This window comes from Paucibacter sp. PLA-PC-4 (genome assembly GCF_026241155.1).
GTDB lineage: Bacteria > Pseudomonadota > Gammaproteobacteria > Burkholderiales > Burkholderiaceae_C > Roseateles_E.
The window spans coordinates 147,555-161,995 of sequence record NZ_JAPFGP010000013.1; the positions used below are offsets into that span (position 1 = coordinate 147,555).

At 66.6% G+C, this 14,441-nt stretch carries 14 protein-coding genes; 7 read left to right on the forward strand and 7 right to left on the reverse strand.

Annotated elements, in window-relative coordinates; all coding sequences use genetic code 11:
• The first annotated feature begins 9 nt into the window (after window positions 1–9).
• The 6 genes from lptA (at window position 10) to OOZ63_RS19750 (ending at window position 7,463) form a co-directional block, all read left to right on the forward strand.
• Window positions 10–609, forward strand: coding sequence for a lipopolysaccharide transport periplasmic protein LptA (lptA, locus tag OOZ63_RS19725; protein ID WP_266007309.1), 600 nt, complete (start codon window positions 10–12; stop codon window positions 607–609).
• Window positions 606–1,379, forward strand: a complete 774-nt coding sequence (lptB, locus tag OOZ63_RS19730; protein WP_266007310.1) for an LPS export ABC transporter ATP-binding protein — start codon at window positions 606–608, stop codon at window positions 1,377–1,379. The genes lptA and lptB overlap by 4 nt, the downstream gene beginning before the upstream one ends.
• A gap of 4 nt (window positions 1,380–1,383) precedes the next feature.
• On the forward strand, window positions 1,384–2,889 hold the full coding sequence (locus OOZ63_RS19735) for an RNA polymerase factor sigma-54 (protein ID WP_266007311.1): 1,506 nt from the start codon (window positions 1,384–1,386) through the stop codon (window positions 2,887–2,889).
• Window positions 2,890–2,911: 22 nt separating this feature from the next.
• Window positions 2,912–3,355 (forward strand): hypothetical protein, encoded by a 444-nt coding sequence (locus OOZ63_RS19740; RefSeq protein WP_266007312.1) that lies wholly within the window; start codon window positions 2,912–2,914, stop codon window positions 3,353–3,355.
• Between the two features lie 71 nt (window positions 3,356–3,426).
• The gene (locus OOZ63_RS19745) at window positions 3,427–6,150 is read left to right on the forward strand and encodes an EAL domain-containing protein (protein WP_266007313.1); all 2,724 of its coding nucleotides are present in this window, start codon (window positions 3,427–3,429) and stop codon (window positions 6,148–6,150) included.
• A gap of 44 nt (window positions 6,151–6,194) precedes the next feature.
• Window positions 6,195–7,463, forward strand: coding sequence for a THUMP domain-containing class I SAM-dependent RNA methyltransferase (locus OOZ63_RS19750; protein ID WP_266007314.1), 1,269 nt, complete (start codon window positions 6,195–6,197; stop codon window positions 7,461–7,463).
• Here OOZ63_RS19750 and OOZ63_RS19755 read toward each other — a convergent pair.
• Together OOZ63_RS19755 and OOZ63_RS19760 are read right to left on the reverse strand one after the other, a co-directional pair.
• Window positions 7,457–8,005 (reverse strand): PEP-CTERM sorting domain-containing protein, encoded by a 549-nt coding sequence (locus tag OOZ63_RS19755; RefSeq protein WP_266007315.1) that lies wholly within the window; start codon window positions 8,003–8,005, stop codon window positions 7,457–7,459. The genes OOZ63_RS19750 and OOZ63_RS19755 overlap by 7 nt on opposite strands.
• 120 nt (window positions 8,006–8,125) lie before the next feature.
• On the reverse strand, window positions 8,126–9,193 hold the full coding sequence (locus tag OOZ63_RS19760; RefSeq protein WP_266007316.1) for an alpha/beta fold hydrolase: 1,068 nt from the start codon (window positions 9,191–9,193) through the stop codon (window positions 8,126–8,128).
• 168 nt (window positions 9,194–9,361) lie between these two features.
• Between OOZ63_RS19760 and OOZ63_RS19765 the strand changes: the two genes are divergently transcribed.
• Window positions 9,362–9,496, forward strand: coding sequence for a hypothetical protein (locus OOZ63_RS19765; RefSeq protein ID WP_266007317.1), 135 nt, complete (start codon window positions 9,362–9,364; stop codon window positions 9,494–9,496).
• A 69-nt stretch (window positions 9,497–9,565) separates the two neighbouring features.
• Here OOZ63_RS19765 and OOZ63_RS19770 read toward each other — a convergent pair whose 3' ends face one another.
• The 5 genes from OOZ63_RS19770 to OOZ63_RS19790 form a co-directional block, all read right to left on the reverse strand.
• Complete coding sequence (locus OOZ63_RS19770; protein WP_266007318.1) at window positions 9,566–10,288, reverse strand: 16S rRNA (uracil(1498)-N(3))-methyltransferase; 723 nt, start codon at window positions 10,286–10,288, stop codon at window positions 9,566–9,568.
• Window positions 10,289–10,334: 46 nt separating this feature from the next.
• A complete protein-coding gene (locus OOZ63_RS19775; protein WP_266007319.1) occupies window positions 10,335–10,823 on the reverse strand; it encodes a hypothetical protein in 489 nt (162 codons plus the stop codon).
• A 70-nt stretch (window positions 10,824–10,893) separates the two neighbouring features.
• A complete protein-coding gene (locus OOZ63_RS19780; protein ID WP_266007320.1) occupies window positions 10,894–12,567 on the reverse strand; it encodes a long-chain-fatty-acid--CoA ligase in 1,674 nt (557 codons plus the stop codon).
• 132 nt (window positions 12,568–12,699) lie between these two features.
• A complete protein-coding gene (locus OOZ63_RS19785) occupies window positions 12,700–14,124 on the reverse strand; it encodes an NAD(P)(+) transhydrogenase (Re/Si-specific) subunit beta (protein WP_266007321.1) in 1,425 nt (474 codons plus the stop codon).
• Window positions 14,124–14,441, reverse strand: coding sequence for an NAD(P) transhydrogenase subunit alpha (locus tag OOZ63_RS19790; protein WP_266007322.1), 318 nt, complete (start codon window positions 14,439–14,441; stop codon window positions 14,124–14,126). The genes OOZ63_RS19785 and OOZ63_RS19790 overlap by 1 nt, the downstream gene beginning before the upstream one ends.

A 14,441-nucleotide genomic window follows, 5' to 3' on the forward strand; every position in this document is an offset into this window, starting at 1 on the left:
CTTCGATCGATGCTGCTTGCCCTGGCGCTGGCCACCGGCGGCTGGGCGGGTTCCGCACAGGCCGAAAAGGCCGACCGCAACAAGCCCATCAATATCGACTACGACCGCGGCGGGGTCGACTTCGTCAAGCAGCGCACCGAGTTCAGTGGCAACGTGGTGCTCAGCAAGGGCAGCATGGTCATGCGCGCGGCCCGCATGGATGTGCGCGAGACCAGCGACGGCTACCAGCAGGCCTATGCCAGCGGCGAGGCCGGCAAGCCGGTGACCTTCCGCCAGGCCCGCGACGTGCCGGGCGAGGCGGTTGAGGGCTCGGCCGACCAGGTCGAGTACGACAGTCGCTCTGACACCGTGCGCTTTGTCGGCAATGCTGTGGTGCGGCGCATGCGTGGCGCCACCGTGGCCGACGAAGTGGTCGGCGCTGTGATCCACTACGACAACCGCTCCGAGGTCTTCAGCATAGAGGGCGGGCAGGCCTCGCCCCATCCTGCCGGCCGCGGTCGCATGGTGCTGATGCCGCGCGCGGCCGCCGCCTCCGAGCCGGCGGCCTCCGAGCCGGCCCTGCCGCTGCAGACCAGCCCGGGCTTGCAACAGCCGCGCAAGCCTTCATGACGGCCGCGACCCCGGAACCCAGCGCCGCCGTCAGCCGCCTGGAGGCTGAGGGCCTGCAGAAAAGCTATGGTGTGCGCAAGGTGGTCAAGAACGTCCATCTCGATGTGCACAGCGGCGAGGTGGTCGGCCTGCTCGGCCCCAATGGCGCCGGCAAAACCACCAGCTTCTACATGATTGTCGGTCTGGTGCGCGCCGATGCCGGTGAGATCCGCATCGACGGCCAGGCTGTGCAACGCCTGCCCATCCACCAGCGCTCGCGCCTGGGCCTGTCCTATTTGCCGCAGGAAGCCTCGATCTTTCGCAAGCTGACTGTCGAGGAGAACATCCGCGCGGTGCTGGAGTTGCAGCAAGACGAGAATGGCCGCGCGTGGCCGACCGCCCGCATCAACGAGGCGCTAGAAAAGCTGCTGGACGAGCTGAGCATCGAGAAGCTGCGAGACAGCCCGGCACCGGCGCTCTCGGGCGGCGAGCGCCGTCGTGTCGAGATCGCCCGCGCGCTGGCCACCCAGCCACGCTTCATCTTGCTGGACGAACCCTTTGCCGGCGTTGATCCGATCGCGGTGCTGGAGATCCAGCGCATCATCCGCTTCCTAAAGAGCCGCGGCATCGGTGTGCTGATCACCGACCACAATGTGCGCGAGACTCTGGGCATCTGCGACCGCGCCTACATCATCAGCGAGGGCACGGTGCTGGCCGAGGGCACGCCGCACGAGATCGTCGACAACGCCGACGTGCGCAAGGTCTATCTGGGCGAACATTTCCGAATGTGAGCCCATGAAGCAAAGCTTACAGGTCCGCCTCAGCCAGCATCTGGCGCTCACGCCACAGCTCCAGCAGTCGATCCGTTTGCTGCAGCTGTCTACCCTGGAGCTGAACCAGGAAGTCGAGCAGATGCTGGCCCAGAACCCTCTGCTCGAGACCGAAGAGGAATTTCCCGACGCGCCGGCCGCAGCCGAGCTGCCCGAGATCCGTAAGGCCCAGGACGAGATCGGCGCCGACAGCGGCGCCGGCGAGCCCGAGACCACACCCGAGATCCAGGCCGAGGACTTCGGCGCCACCGAGCGCGAAGACTGGGAAAACGGCACCGAGCGCGATGACTTCGACGGCATTCGCGAGCTGCCCAGCAACAGCGGCTCGGGCAGCGGCGACGAAGACGGCGAGCGCCCCGAACAAGATTCGCCGGGTCTGAGCCTGCAGGAACATCTGAACCAGCAGCTGGCCGGCATGATGCTGAGCCCGGAGGACCGCGCCGCGCTCTATGTGCTGATCGAGTCGCTCAATGAGGACGGCTATCTGGAGGACAGCCTCGAAGAGCTGGTCGAATCGCTGGCCGGCGAGGCCGATGCCGAGGCGCGCGACGAGCTGCTCGACCGGCTGCGCTGCGCGCTCAAATGGCTGCAAAGCCTGGAGCCGCTGGGCGTCGGCGCCCGCGACCTGCCCGAGTGCCTGATCCTGCAGTTGCGCGCGCGGCCGCGTAGCGAGGCCCAGGTGGTGGCCATCCTGGTGTGCAAGCAGCATCTGGAGCTGCTGGCCAAACGCGACTTGAAGAAGTTGATGGCGCTGACCGGTGCCGACGAGGCCTTGCTGCGCGAGGCCCAGGCACTGATCACCAGTCTGGAGCCCAAGCCCGGTCGCCAGTTCGCGCGCGGGCAGGCCCAGGCGGTGATCCCGGACGTGATCGTTCACAAGGCCGGCCGCGAGTTCCGCGTGATGCTGAACCCCGAGGTCGCACCCAAGCTGCGTATCAACGAGCTCTATGCCCAGGCACTGCGCGCCACTCGCGGCGGCGTCAGCAATTCGCCGCTGGGAGCCCAGCTGCAGGAGGCACGCTGGTTCATCAAAAACATCCAGCAGCGCTTCGACACCATCCTGCGGGTCTCGCAGGCCATCGTCGAGCGGCAAAAGGGCTTCTTCACCCATGGCGAGCTGGCGATGAAGCCGCTGGTGCTGCGGGAGATCGCCGACGAGCTGGGACTTCACGAGTCAACCATCTCCCGGGTGACGAATGCCAAGTACATGGCAACCCGCTTCGGCACCTTTGAGCTGAAGTACTTCTTCGGCTCCGGCCTGAACACCGAGGCGGGTGGCAATGCCTCCAGCACGGCGGTGCGTGCGCTGATCAAGCAGTTCGTCGCCGCCGAGGACGTGGCCAAGCCGCTGTCCGACAGCGCGCTGTCGAACATGCTCGAAGAGCAAGGCATCCAGGTCGCGCGCCGCACGGTCGCCAAGTACCGCGAAGCGCTGAAAATCGCGCCGGCGAATCTGCGCAAGGCGATGTGAAAGCTCCGCAATAAGGATGGCCATGAAAGCTCAGACTACAAGCGCGCTGTTGATCCTGCTGTGCAACTCAGCATTGGCGATCGATGATGCGGCGGTTCGTCAATGCCGCAGCCTGAACGAAACTCAGGCCCGCCTGGCCTGCTACGACGCCTTGCCGCTGGCGGATACCAGCCCGATGGCCACCGCAAAACCGGCGCCCGCTGCGTCAACCGAGCAGTTCGGCCTTCAACGGCCGCCGGGACAGATCGACGCCATCCAGAGCCACATCCCGGGTCGCTTTGACGGTTGGCGGCCACAGCAAACCCTGCGCCTGGCCAATGGCCAGCTCTGGCAGATCAGTGACGACAGCAGCGGCGTCCACGGCATCGAGAACCCGAAAGTGACGATACGGCGCGGCTTCATGGGCGCTTTCTATATGGAGATCGAAGGTCGGACTCAGGCGCCGCGCGTCCAACGCCTGCGCTGAAGCGAAGTCCGTCTATTGACTTAAATCAAGAGCGTTGACGCGATTCGTGGCTACTGTGCCAACCCGCGCCCATGCTCTTGACCGATCTCGCCCCCCTCCGCCCGCCGACCTACATCGCCCGCCAATGGCTGGCCCTGCTCGTCGCGGCCAGCCTTGCCTGGATCGCAGCGGCCTGGTGGCTGCAGACCGAGCGCAGCGCACTGCAGCGGCATGAGAGCGAAAAGCTGCAAGTGCTGGTGCAGACGCTGGATGGCATCGTCTCGCAACAGATGCTGGCGATCAAGGCGGCGCTGGACACCGTAGCCGTGCAGCGCCAGGGCTGGCGCGCCGAGCAACTGCCGCTGGACAGCGCCGCGCTGCTGCAGACGCTGGCGCGGGCCATGCCCGGCGTGCGCGTGCTGATGCTGGTCGATGCCCAGGGCCGGGTGCGAGCCAGCTCGGTGCCGCAACTGCTTGGCCTGGATGTTCAGACGCGCGACTACTTCAGCGTGCCGCGACAGCGGCCCGACCCCGGGCTGCTCTATGTCTCACCGCCGTTTCGCAGCGTCATGGGCGTGCATACACTGACCCTGGCGCGGGCCTTGTTTGATGCCCAGGGCCGTTTCGAGGGCGTGGTCACCGCCAGCCTGGATCCGGACTACTTCCGCCTGGTGCTGGAGACCGCACAGCCGTCGCCCGACACCTGGAGTGCACTGGCTCATACCGGCGGCCTGCTGTTCAGCATGACGCCGCCCGATGAGCGCTGGATCGGTCGCAATCTGCTGGCCATGCCGGACTCCATCCTGGCTCGCCATCTGGCCAGCGGCCAAAGCGCCAGCCTGCATCGTATGCGCGCCCAGATCAGCCAGGACGAGCGCCTGGCCGCAGCCCGCCATGTCAGCCCGGCCGGCTTGCGCACCGATGCAGGCCTTCTCGTGGCAGTCGGGCGGGCACTCCAAGGCATCGAGGCGCCCTGGCGGCGCCAGCTCCATGCAGTGCTGCTGATCGGCGGCCTGCTGTCGCTTGGCATGGCAGCGGCGCTGCTGCTTTGGCAGCGCCGTCAGCGCCTGATCTTCGCGACGGCCCAGCAGGCCGCCTTTAAGCTGCAGGAGCAGGCCCAACACACCCAGGCCATCCTTGATCATATGGTGGACGCGGTGATCACGATCGACAGCACCGGGCAGATCGCCTCCTTCAACCCGGCGGCGGAGCGCATCTTCGGCTATCCGGCCGCGGAGGCCATTGGCCGCAATATCAGCCTGCTGATGCCCGAGCCCGACAGCGGGCGGCACGACGACTATTTGACGCGATATCTGGCCGGCGGGCCGGCGCGCGTGATCGGCCAGGGCCGCGATGTCGACGGCCGGCGCAAGAGCGGCGAGGTGTTTCCCATGAGTTTGGCCGTCTCGCGCATCGAGCGTCGTGGCCAGACCCTGTTCATCGGCCTGGCCCGCGACATCTCCGATCGCAAGCGCGCCGAGGCTGCGATCGAACGGCTGGCCTTCTACGACCCGCTGACCACCCTGCCGAATCGCCGCCTGCTGCTGGACCGGCTGGCGCAGAGCCTGGCTGCCAGCCAGCGCAGCGGCCGGCATGGCGCGGTACTGTTCATCGACATCGACAACTTCAAATCGCTCAACGACACCCTGGGCCACGGCATGGGCGACCGACTGCTCAAAAGCATGGCCCAGCGCCTGCAGGCCGCGCTGCGCGCGCAGGACTCGGTGGCGCGCTGGGGCGGTGACGAGTTCGTTGTGCTGCTGCAGGACCTCGGCGCGGACGCCGGTGTAGCCGCCCTGCATGCGGAGGCGGCCGCCGAAAAGCTGCTGCGCGTGCTGGGCCAGCCCTACCAGCTCGACGAACTCCTGCACCACAGCACGCCCAGCATTGGCATAGTGATCTGGGGCGCGGGCGATACCAGCAGCGAAGACCTGCTCAAGCATGCCGACCATGCGATGTACCAGGCCAAGGCGGCCGGGCGCAACCAGCTGTGCTTCTTCGACCCGCTCACCCAGGCGGCGCTGGCCGAGCGTGCCGCGCTGGAGGCCGACCTGCGCGAGGCCTTGCCGCTCGGACAGCTGGAGCTGCACTACCAGGCCCAGGTCGGCCGCGACGGCGCGCTGCTGGGCGCCGAAACCCTGCTGCGCTGGCGCCATCCGGCGCGCGGCTATGTCTCGCCTGCCGTATTCATACCGCTGGCCGAACAGACCGGCCTGATCGGCCCGTTGGGCGAATGGGTGATGCAGCAGGCCTGCACCCGGCTGGCCGCCTGGGCCAGCCAGCCGGCTCTGGCCGGCCTTAGTCTGGCCGTCAATGTCAGCGCCCACCAGTTCCGCCAGAAGGGCTTTCTGGGCCTGATGCAGCAGCTGCTGGCACGCAGCGGCGCGCCGACCGAGCGGCTCAAGATCGAGTTGACCGAGAGCGCCCTGGTCAACGATGTCGAGGCCGTGATAGCGCTCATGAACGAGCTGCGCCGGCTCGGCCTGGCGGTCTCGCTGGACGATTTCGGCACCGGCTACTCCTCGCTGGCCTATCTGAAGCGCCTGCCGCTAAACCAGTTGAAGATAGACCAGAGCTTTGTGCGCGACCTGATCAGCGAGGCGAACGCCCGCGCGATCGCTCGCACCGTCATCCAGCTCGGCGACAGTCTGGGCCTGCAGGTCATCGCCGAGGGCGTCGAGACCGAGGCCCAGTGCGCGCTGCTGGCCGAGCTGGGCTGCCATGCCTTTCAGGGCTATTTGTTCAGCCGGCCGCTGCCGGTGGCCGCGTTCGAGGCGCTGGCGGGGGGCTGGAACGCCGTGGGCAAGGCCGCCTAGACAGAAAGGGGACAATACGGCCCTGCTTCCTCGCATCTTGAGCCATGTCCCAGAACGAAACCCTGCATCTCTTCCTGTCCTGCGCCAGCGGCGTCGAGCCCTGGCTGGAACAGGAGGTGCGCGCCATCCTGCCCAAGACCCACACCGAGGCCTTGCGCGGCGGCGTCGCGGTCAAGAGCAATGCCGACGGCGTGATGAAGCTCAATCTGGAGAGCCGACTGGCGCAGCGCGTGCTGATCGAGCTGATTGACGGTCCCTACCGCCATGAGGACGACCTCTACACGTTGGCACGCAAGATCGACTGGACCCAGTGGATCACGCCGGCCCACACGATACGGGTCGATATCGTCGCGCAGCGCTCGCCGCTGCAAAGCCTGAACTTCACGACCTTGCGTATCAAGGACGCGATCTGCGATGTGATGCGCGAGGCTACCGGAGAGCGCCCCAGCGTCGACACCCGCCACCCCGACCTGCCCATCATCATGCATGTGGGCCCGGAGTTCGCGACCATCTATGTGGACAGCTCCGGCGAGCCGCTGTTCAAGCGCGGCTGGCGCGAGGACAAGGGCGATGCGCCGCTGAAGGAAACCCTGGCCGCCGCGATGCTGGCGGCTGCCGGCTGGAAGGGCACGCCCGAGACCGGCGGCGCGCTGCTCGACCCCTGCTGCGGCTCGGGCACCATCGCCGTCGAGGCCGCGCAGATTGCCTGTGGCATGGCCGCCGGCATGCAGCGCCGCTTCGCCTTCGAGCGCCAGCTGCCTTTTGTGCCGCTGCGAGGCCGCTTCCAGGCCATCAAACAGGCCGCCAAGGACCGCGAGCATGCGCCGGCCGTGCCGATCTTCTGCAGCGATGTGGCCTTTCGCATGGTGGACTTCGCGCGCCGCAATGCCGAACGTGCCGGCGTTGCCCAGTACATCCAGTTCAACGGCGGCGACGCGCTGGAGCGCCCCGCGCCCGAGCTGCCGGAGGGCATGCCCGGCACTGTGATGCTGAACCCACCCTATGGCGAACGCATTGAGGTGCGCGGCAAGGCCGGTGTGCAATCGATGAGCCGCGACGCCGGCGGCTCCGAGGCCCGTGATGGCGGCGATGATTTCTTCCCGCGCTTGGCCGCGCACTGGAAACGCGCCTACACGCAAAACCCGGCCGGCTGGACCGCCTGGCTGCTGTGCCCCGATATGAAACTGCCCAGCAAGATGCGGCTCAAGGAGTCGCGCAAGATCCCGATGTGGAACGGCCCGATCGAATGCCGCATGTTCAAGTTCGAGCTGGTGGCCGGCTCGGCGCGCAAGGAAAAGCCCGCTGATCAGTGAGCAGCGCTACGGCGCACAGCCCAGGGCAGGCACAGGCCCAGGCCGGCCAGCAGCAGCCAGGCGCTCGACGGCTCCGGCACCAGACCGATGGAGCCGCTGTATTGAAGCGCCGCCACCGCACTGGTGGCGCTGGTGAAGACACCGCTGCCCGTCAGCACGGCGCTGCCGCTGGCACCGTTGAACCTGCCGGTGCCGCCTGTGAAGGTGGCCAGCCCCGTCAGCCCGATCAGATGGGCCTCGGCGCCGGGAATCACCTGCACGCTGAAGCTGCCGTAGAGCTCGTCACCATTGCCCGCGACAAAGCGGTTGCTGCCGCTGCCCACGCCGGTCGACATGTCGATGACGTCGGCGGAGAAGTAGCTCAGCAGATCGAACGAGCCGCTGCCGCTGGCCTTGGTCTCGAAACTCAGCACCGGGCCGACCGGATTGACCACGGCCACCACCTGGCTGAGCCCGTTGTAGCTGGCGGTGAAGGGCAGGCTGGCGGCGCCGGCGGCCGCGCTCAGGCTCACGGCGGCCAGGACAAGAGGCGTTTTCTTCATTGCAGGTCTCCTTGAAGGGGACCTTGATTGAGCGCCGCGCCGGCTGCGCCGCACAGAGGACCGCCGTCCCGACACCCCTGCACCGAGGCCCGCCCACCGGGACAAGCGTCCCGACCGGCCTCAGCCGAAGCCCAGCTCTCGCGCGCGCACCACAGCCTGCGGACGCCCCTCGACGCCCAGGCTGGCGTAGAGCTGCGACAGGCCGTTGCGCACCGTCTTCTCGGCCAGGCCTAGACGGGCGGCAATCTGCAGATTGTCCAGGCCCTGGGCTACGAGGGCCAGCAGCGCGCGTTCACGCGGCGTGAACGCGCGGTCGGCCGCCGCGCCCGAGCGGTCGCGCACGAAGTCGCCCACCAGGCCGCAAAAGCGCTCGAAGGCCGGCTCTCCGGCCAGCGGAATATGGTTGCGCGAGGGCAGGCTCTCAAAACGGGCGCCTGGGATCGCTGCCGCCAGCTCGCGCCCCAGCTCCACCGCCACCATGCCGTCGCCCTCGCAATGCATCACCAGGGTCGGGCAGCGCAGCTGCGGCAGGTACTCGCGCACATCAAGGGCCACACGGGCTCGCAGGATGGCGGCGGCGCGTGCGCCCGAGCAGGACAGGCGCTGCTGCTCATTGAGCGCGCGGGCCTGTTCGGGGCTGCCGTCGGGAATCATCTGGGCGGTGAAGAACTGCTGGACGGCCGCATCGCGCTGCCCCCAGCCATACTCCATGAGCTGGGCGCTGGCCTCGAACAGCGCGAGCTTGGCTGCCGAAGGGTGGCGATGCAGCAGGCCATGGGTGTAACCGCCCAGCAGCAGCAGATGCGAGACCCGCTGCGGGTGACGCGCCGCAAATACCAGGGCCGGCGCCACCGCACCCGACATGCCCAGCAGGGCCACCGGGCTCTTGCCCAGCGCAGCGAAGACAGTGTCCAGTTCTTCTACCGCCGCCTCCAACCCCAGCGGGCTGTCATCTGGACCCGACAAGCCGCAGCCGCGCTCGTCATAGCGCACCAGCTGCACCTCCCGGCCCAGCCGCTCCAGCCAGGGCCGCCAGATCGGAGATTCATGGTCATGCTGCACATGGGTCATCCAATGCGCGGCGCGCAGCAGCACCGGTCCCTGGCCGCTGGTGGCCCACGCGATGCGCGTGCCCGAGTACAGGTGGGTAAAGCGCAGCTCCTGAAGCGGGGACGATGGCGACGGCATGCCAACACTCTAGGGCGGCCCCGGGAGGGGGTCAACGCGGCGGTGCGTCGAATCACTGCCCCCTGAATCAGCGACTTGTCGCGGCCGCGTGCCAACGCCTGGCTAACGCGCCCCTAACGCTGCCGCAGCTCAATCACCCGACCGACATCTGCAGCCAGGCGACCGCTCATGAACCGCCGCCTCGTTCCGATCACCAGCACCGTGCTGAGCCTGGTCATCGCCGCCATCTCGACACAAGCCAGCTTGGCACAGCCGACCCAGGGCGTGTCGATGGCCTTCAACTATACCGACTCCAGCGGCTGAAACGCCTACGGCAGCGCCAGCGCCGCCAACAGCACGCCGGGCAAACGACGCTCAGCAGGCGCCTGCGCCTCAGGACAGCGCCAGCCAGGCCAGCACCGCCAGCGGTGCGGTGTCGGCCCGCAGGATGCGCGGCCCCAGATTCATCGCGACAAAACCGCGCTCGCGCGCCGCGGCCTCCTCGGCCGCGCTAAGCCCGCCTTCCGGCCCGCTCAGTACAAGAGTGCGCGGGGCGGCGGCCTGAGCGGCCAGCGGCTGCGCTGAGGCGGGGCTCAGCAGCCAGCGACGTTGCTGCAGCGGATCATGCGGGCTCAGGTCTTGCAGCCAGGCCGCCAGCGTGCGCACCGGCGCGATGCGCGGCGGCCGGCTGCGGCCGCTTTGCTCACAGGCGGCGATCGCCACGCCGCTCCAGTGCGCCACCTTTTTCTCGGCCCGCTCGGCGCTGAGCCGCAGCACCGAGCGCTCGCCCATCAGCGGCTGTATGCCCGCCGCGCCCAACTCGGTGGCCTTCTCGACCAGGCCGTCCATGCGGTCATTGGCAGGCATCACGACGGCCAAGGTCACGTCTTGCCCAAGCTCGCGCTGCGCCGACTGGCGGCCGAGCAAGCGCACCCGCACCTCGCTACGACCCATCGCAAGCACCTCGGCCTGCCAATCGTCACCGCTGCCGTCGAACAGCGTGATGAGCGCGCCGGGCTGCAGGCGCAAGACCTGCACATGGCGGGCGCAAGCCGGGGGAAGACTCAGCTCACCGGGGGTGGCGAGCGCTTGATCGACAAAGAAACGCGGGGGCATGGCAACAACTCCTGGGCCGCCAGTGTGCCAGCAGTCACCGCCTTCCTCAGGCCTTCAGGCCCAGCGCCTGGCGCAGTTCGGCAGCGGCGCCCTCACCCTTGCTCTGCTGGACCCGCTCCACCAGGCTCTGCGCCAGCTTCTGAAGCTCAGCCAGGTCCTGGCACTGCTCGACCTCGAGCGCAAACACATAGCCCTTCATCAGACCCAGCTGCTTGGTGGCCTGGCTGCTGAGGTAGGCGTAGAGCTGCTGATAGTCGAGCCGAACTTCGGCACTCGTCGGCGCTGGGGCGGGCACAGGCTGCGGCGCAGCGGCCTGTTTAGCGACAGCGGCTGCTCCCGGGGCAATCAGCCCTTGCTCGATCAGATAGGCGATATCGGCCTCGCCGACGCCCTGGACCATGCCCAGCCATTGCCGGGCGCTGCGGCTGCCATCGAGCACCAGCAATAGATTGCGGGTGCTGCGCGACAGCGGCAGCGCGCGCGCTTTGATCTCGGTACGGCCCGCCTCGGTCTTGATATAGCTCTGGTCCAGCATCGGTGTCTACCTCCGCCGCGACCTTAGCGCGGCGATGGCCGCCCGAGCGAGGGGCGACCTGCGCGCGGACTCACTTCTTGTCGCGTAATTCACGCCGAAGTATTTTGCCGACCGGAGTCTTGGGCAGCTCGGTGCGGAACTCCACCACCTTCGGCCGCTTGTAGCCGGTCAGATTGGCCTCGCAGTAGGCACGCACATCAGCCTCGCTGAGTGCCGGGTTTTTCTTGACGATAACCACCTTGACCGCCTCGCCGGCCTTGGCATCGGGCACGCCGACAGCGGCAGCCTCCAGCACGCCGTCCATCTGCGTGATCACATCCTCGATCTCGTTCGGATAGACGTTGAAGCCGCTGACCAAAATCATGTCCTTTTTGCGATCAACGATGCGGAAAAAACCACGTTCATCCACCGTGCCGATATCGCCGGTGCGGAAGAAGCCATCGGCCGTCATCACCTTGGCGGTCTCGTCGGGGCGCTGCCAGTAGCCAGCCATCACCTGCGGGCCGCGGATCGCGATCTCGCCGCTGGCGCCAGGTGCGACCTCCTTGCCCTCGTCGTCGAGCAGGCACAGCTCGGTGCTGGGCAGGGGCAGGCCGATCGAGCCGGTGTAGGTGCTGCTGTCGGTCGGGTTGCAGCTGGCCACCGGTGAGGTCTCGGACAGGCCGTAGCCCTCGACGATGGGGCAGCCCGTCTTCTCCAGCCACAGTTTGGCCGTGGCCTGCTGCACGGCCATGCCGCCGCCGACCGAGATCACCAGAGCGCTCCAGTCCACCGTGTTGAACTCGGCATGGTTGGCCATTGCCAAGAACAGGGTGTTGACCGCCGGTAGGCTGTGGAAGCGGTGCTTGGACAACTCCTTGAACACGGCCGGCAGATCGCGCGGATTCGGGATCAGGATGTTGCAGCCGCCCACATGCATGGACAGCATCATGTTCGTTGTGAAGCCGAAGATGTGATACAGCGGCAACGCGCAGACGCTCATCAGCTGCTCGCCCTGCGGCACTTTCTTCAGCGCCGGCTGATACCAGGCCTCGGCCTGCAAGGTATTGGCCACCAGATTGCGGTGCAGCAGCACCGCACCCTTGGACACGCCGGTCGTGCCGCCGGTGTACTGCAGCACCGCGATGTCGCCGGGGGCGACCTTGGGTGCCTTGTAGCTCAGGCCGCGGCCCTTGGCCACCGCGTCGTTGAAGCGCACGGCGCCGGGCAGCTCGTAGGGCGGCACCAGCTTCTTCACCTTGCGCACGACGTAATTGACGATCAGCCCCTTCGGGAAACCCAGCATCTCGCCCATCGAGGCCAGCACAATGTGCTTGGTCGGCACCGCATTGAGGCATTGCTGCAAGGTGGCGGCAAAGTTCTCCAGGATCACGATGGCCTTGGCGCCGGCATCCTTGAGCTGATGCTCCAACTCGCGCGGTGTGTACAGCGGGTTGACATTGACCACCACCAGGCCGGCGCGCAGCACGGCGGCCACGGCCACCGGGTACTGCATCACATTGGGCATCATCAGCGCGACACGGTCGCCCTTCTCTAGGCCCAGGCTCTGGAAGTAAGCGGCCAGCGCGCGCGAGGCTTCATCGATCTCGCCAAAGCTGATGGCGCGGCCCAGCATCTTGTAGGCCGCTTGCTCCGGATACTTCTTGAACGCCCCCTCCATCAGATCCACCAAGGACGGATACAGGTCCGCATTGATGTCCGCCGGCACGCCGGCTGGGTAGTTCTTGAGCCAAATCTTCTCCATCAATGTCTCCATGTCGCGCCCGCGATTCTCTCCGATGCCAGCTGTTGCCAGCATCAGGGGATTCGATAGCGGTGCGCGGCGTACCCGATCTGGTGTCGTCGGGCACTGTTCTGGGGCTTGCGCCGGCTGCTTTTACTCGACCGCCTTGAGCATGTCCTCGACGACTTTCTTCGCGTCGCCAAACACCATCATGGTCTTGTCCATATAGAAGAGTTCATTGTCCAGGCCCGCATAGCCGGCCGCCATCGAGCGCTTGTTGACGATGATGGTCTTGGCTTTGTAGGCCTCCAGGATGGGCATGCCGTAGATCGCGCTGCCCTTGGTGTGGGCGGCAGGGTTCACCACATCGTTGGCGCCCAAGATGATGGCCACATCGGCCTGGCCGAACTCGGCATTGATGTCCTCCATCTCGAACACCTGGTCATAGGGCACTTCGGCCTCAGCCAGCAAGACGTTCATATGGCCGGGCATGCGGCCGGCCACTGGATGGATCGCGTACTTAACCGTCACGCCCTTCTCAGTGAGCTTCGCGGCCAGCTCCTTGACCGCATGCTGGGCGCGCGCAACGGCCAAGCCATAACCCGGCACGATGATGACGCTCTCGGCATTGCCCATGATGAAGGCAGCATCGTCGGCGCTGCCGCTCTTGACGCTGCGCTGCGCGCCGCCGCCGGCCGCCGCCGTGGTGGTGTCGCCACCAAACCCGCCCAGAATCACATTGAAGAAGGAGCGGTTCATCGCCTTGCACATGATGTAGCTCAGGATCGCACCCGATGACCCCACGAGCGATCCGGCAATGATCAACATGCTGTTGTTCAGCGAGAAGCCGATGCCGGCGGCCGCCCAGCCCGAGTAGCTGTTCAGCATCGAAACCACCACCGGCATGTCGGCGCCGCCGATCGGGATGATCAGCAGCACGCCCAGCACCAGGCCCAGCGCAATGATGATGCCGAAATCCATCCAGCTCTCGGAGTGCCAGTAGCCGAAGCAGAAGAAGGCCGCCGCCAGGCCCAAGGCCAGATTGAGCTTGTGCTGGCCAGCAAAGCTGACCGGCGCGCCCTGGAACAATCTGAACTTGTATTTGCCCGACAGCTTGCCGAAGGCGATCACCGAGCCGCTGAAGGTGATGGCGCCAATGAATGCGCCCAAAGCGAGCTCGATCCGGTTGCCGCCGGGGATGGCGCCTGCCTTGGCAGTGATACCGAAGGCCCAGGGCTCGACCACCGCAGTGGCCGCGATGAAGACAGCCGCAAGACCAATCATGCTGTGCATAAAAGCCACCAGCTCAGGCATCTTGGTCATCTCGACCTTGTTGGCCATATAGGCACCGATACCGCCACCGATCACCAGGCCGGCCAGCACATAGCTCATGCCCAGGGCGCGGCCATCGGCGAGCTTGACAATCAGCGCCGCCGTGGTCAGCACGGCGATTGTCATGCCGACCATGCCAAACAGATTGCCGCGGATCGAGGTGGTCGGGTGCGACAGGCCTTTGAGCGCCTGGATAAAGCAGACGCTGGCGACCAGATAAAGCAGCGTGACGACATCGAGGCTCATCACTTGCCCTCCTTCTTGGTTGCGGGCTTGTCCTTCTTCTTGAACATCTCGAGCATCCGGCGCGTCACCAGAAAGCCGCCGAAAACATTCACAGCGGCCAGCGCGACGGCCAGCGTGCCCATGATCTTGCCGGCGTTGGTCTCGGTCAGCGCGGCGGCCAGCATCGCGCCAACGATGACGATGGCCGAGATCGCGTTGGTGACAGCCATGAGCGGCGTGTGCAGGGCCGGGGTGACGGTCCAGACCACGTGGTAGCCGACATAGATGGCCAGCACGAAGATGATCAGATTGGTGATGGTGGGGTTGACGATATCCAT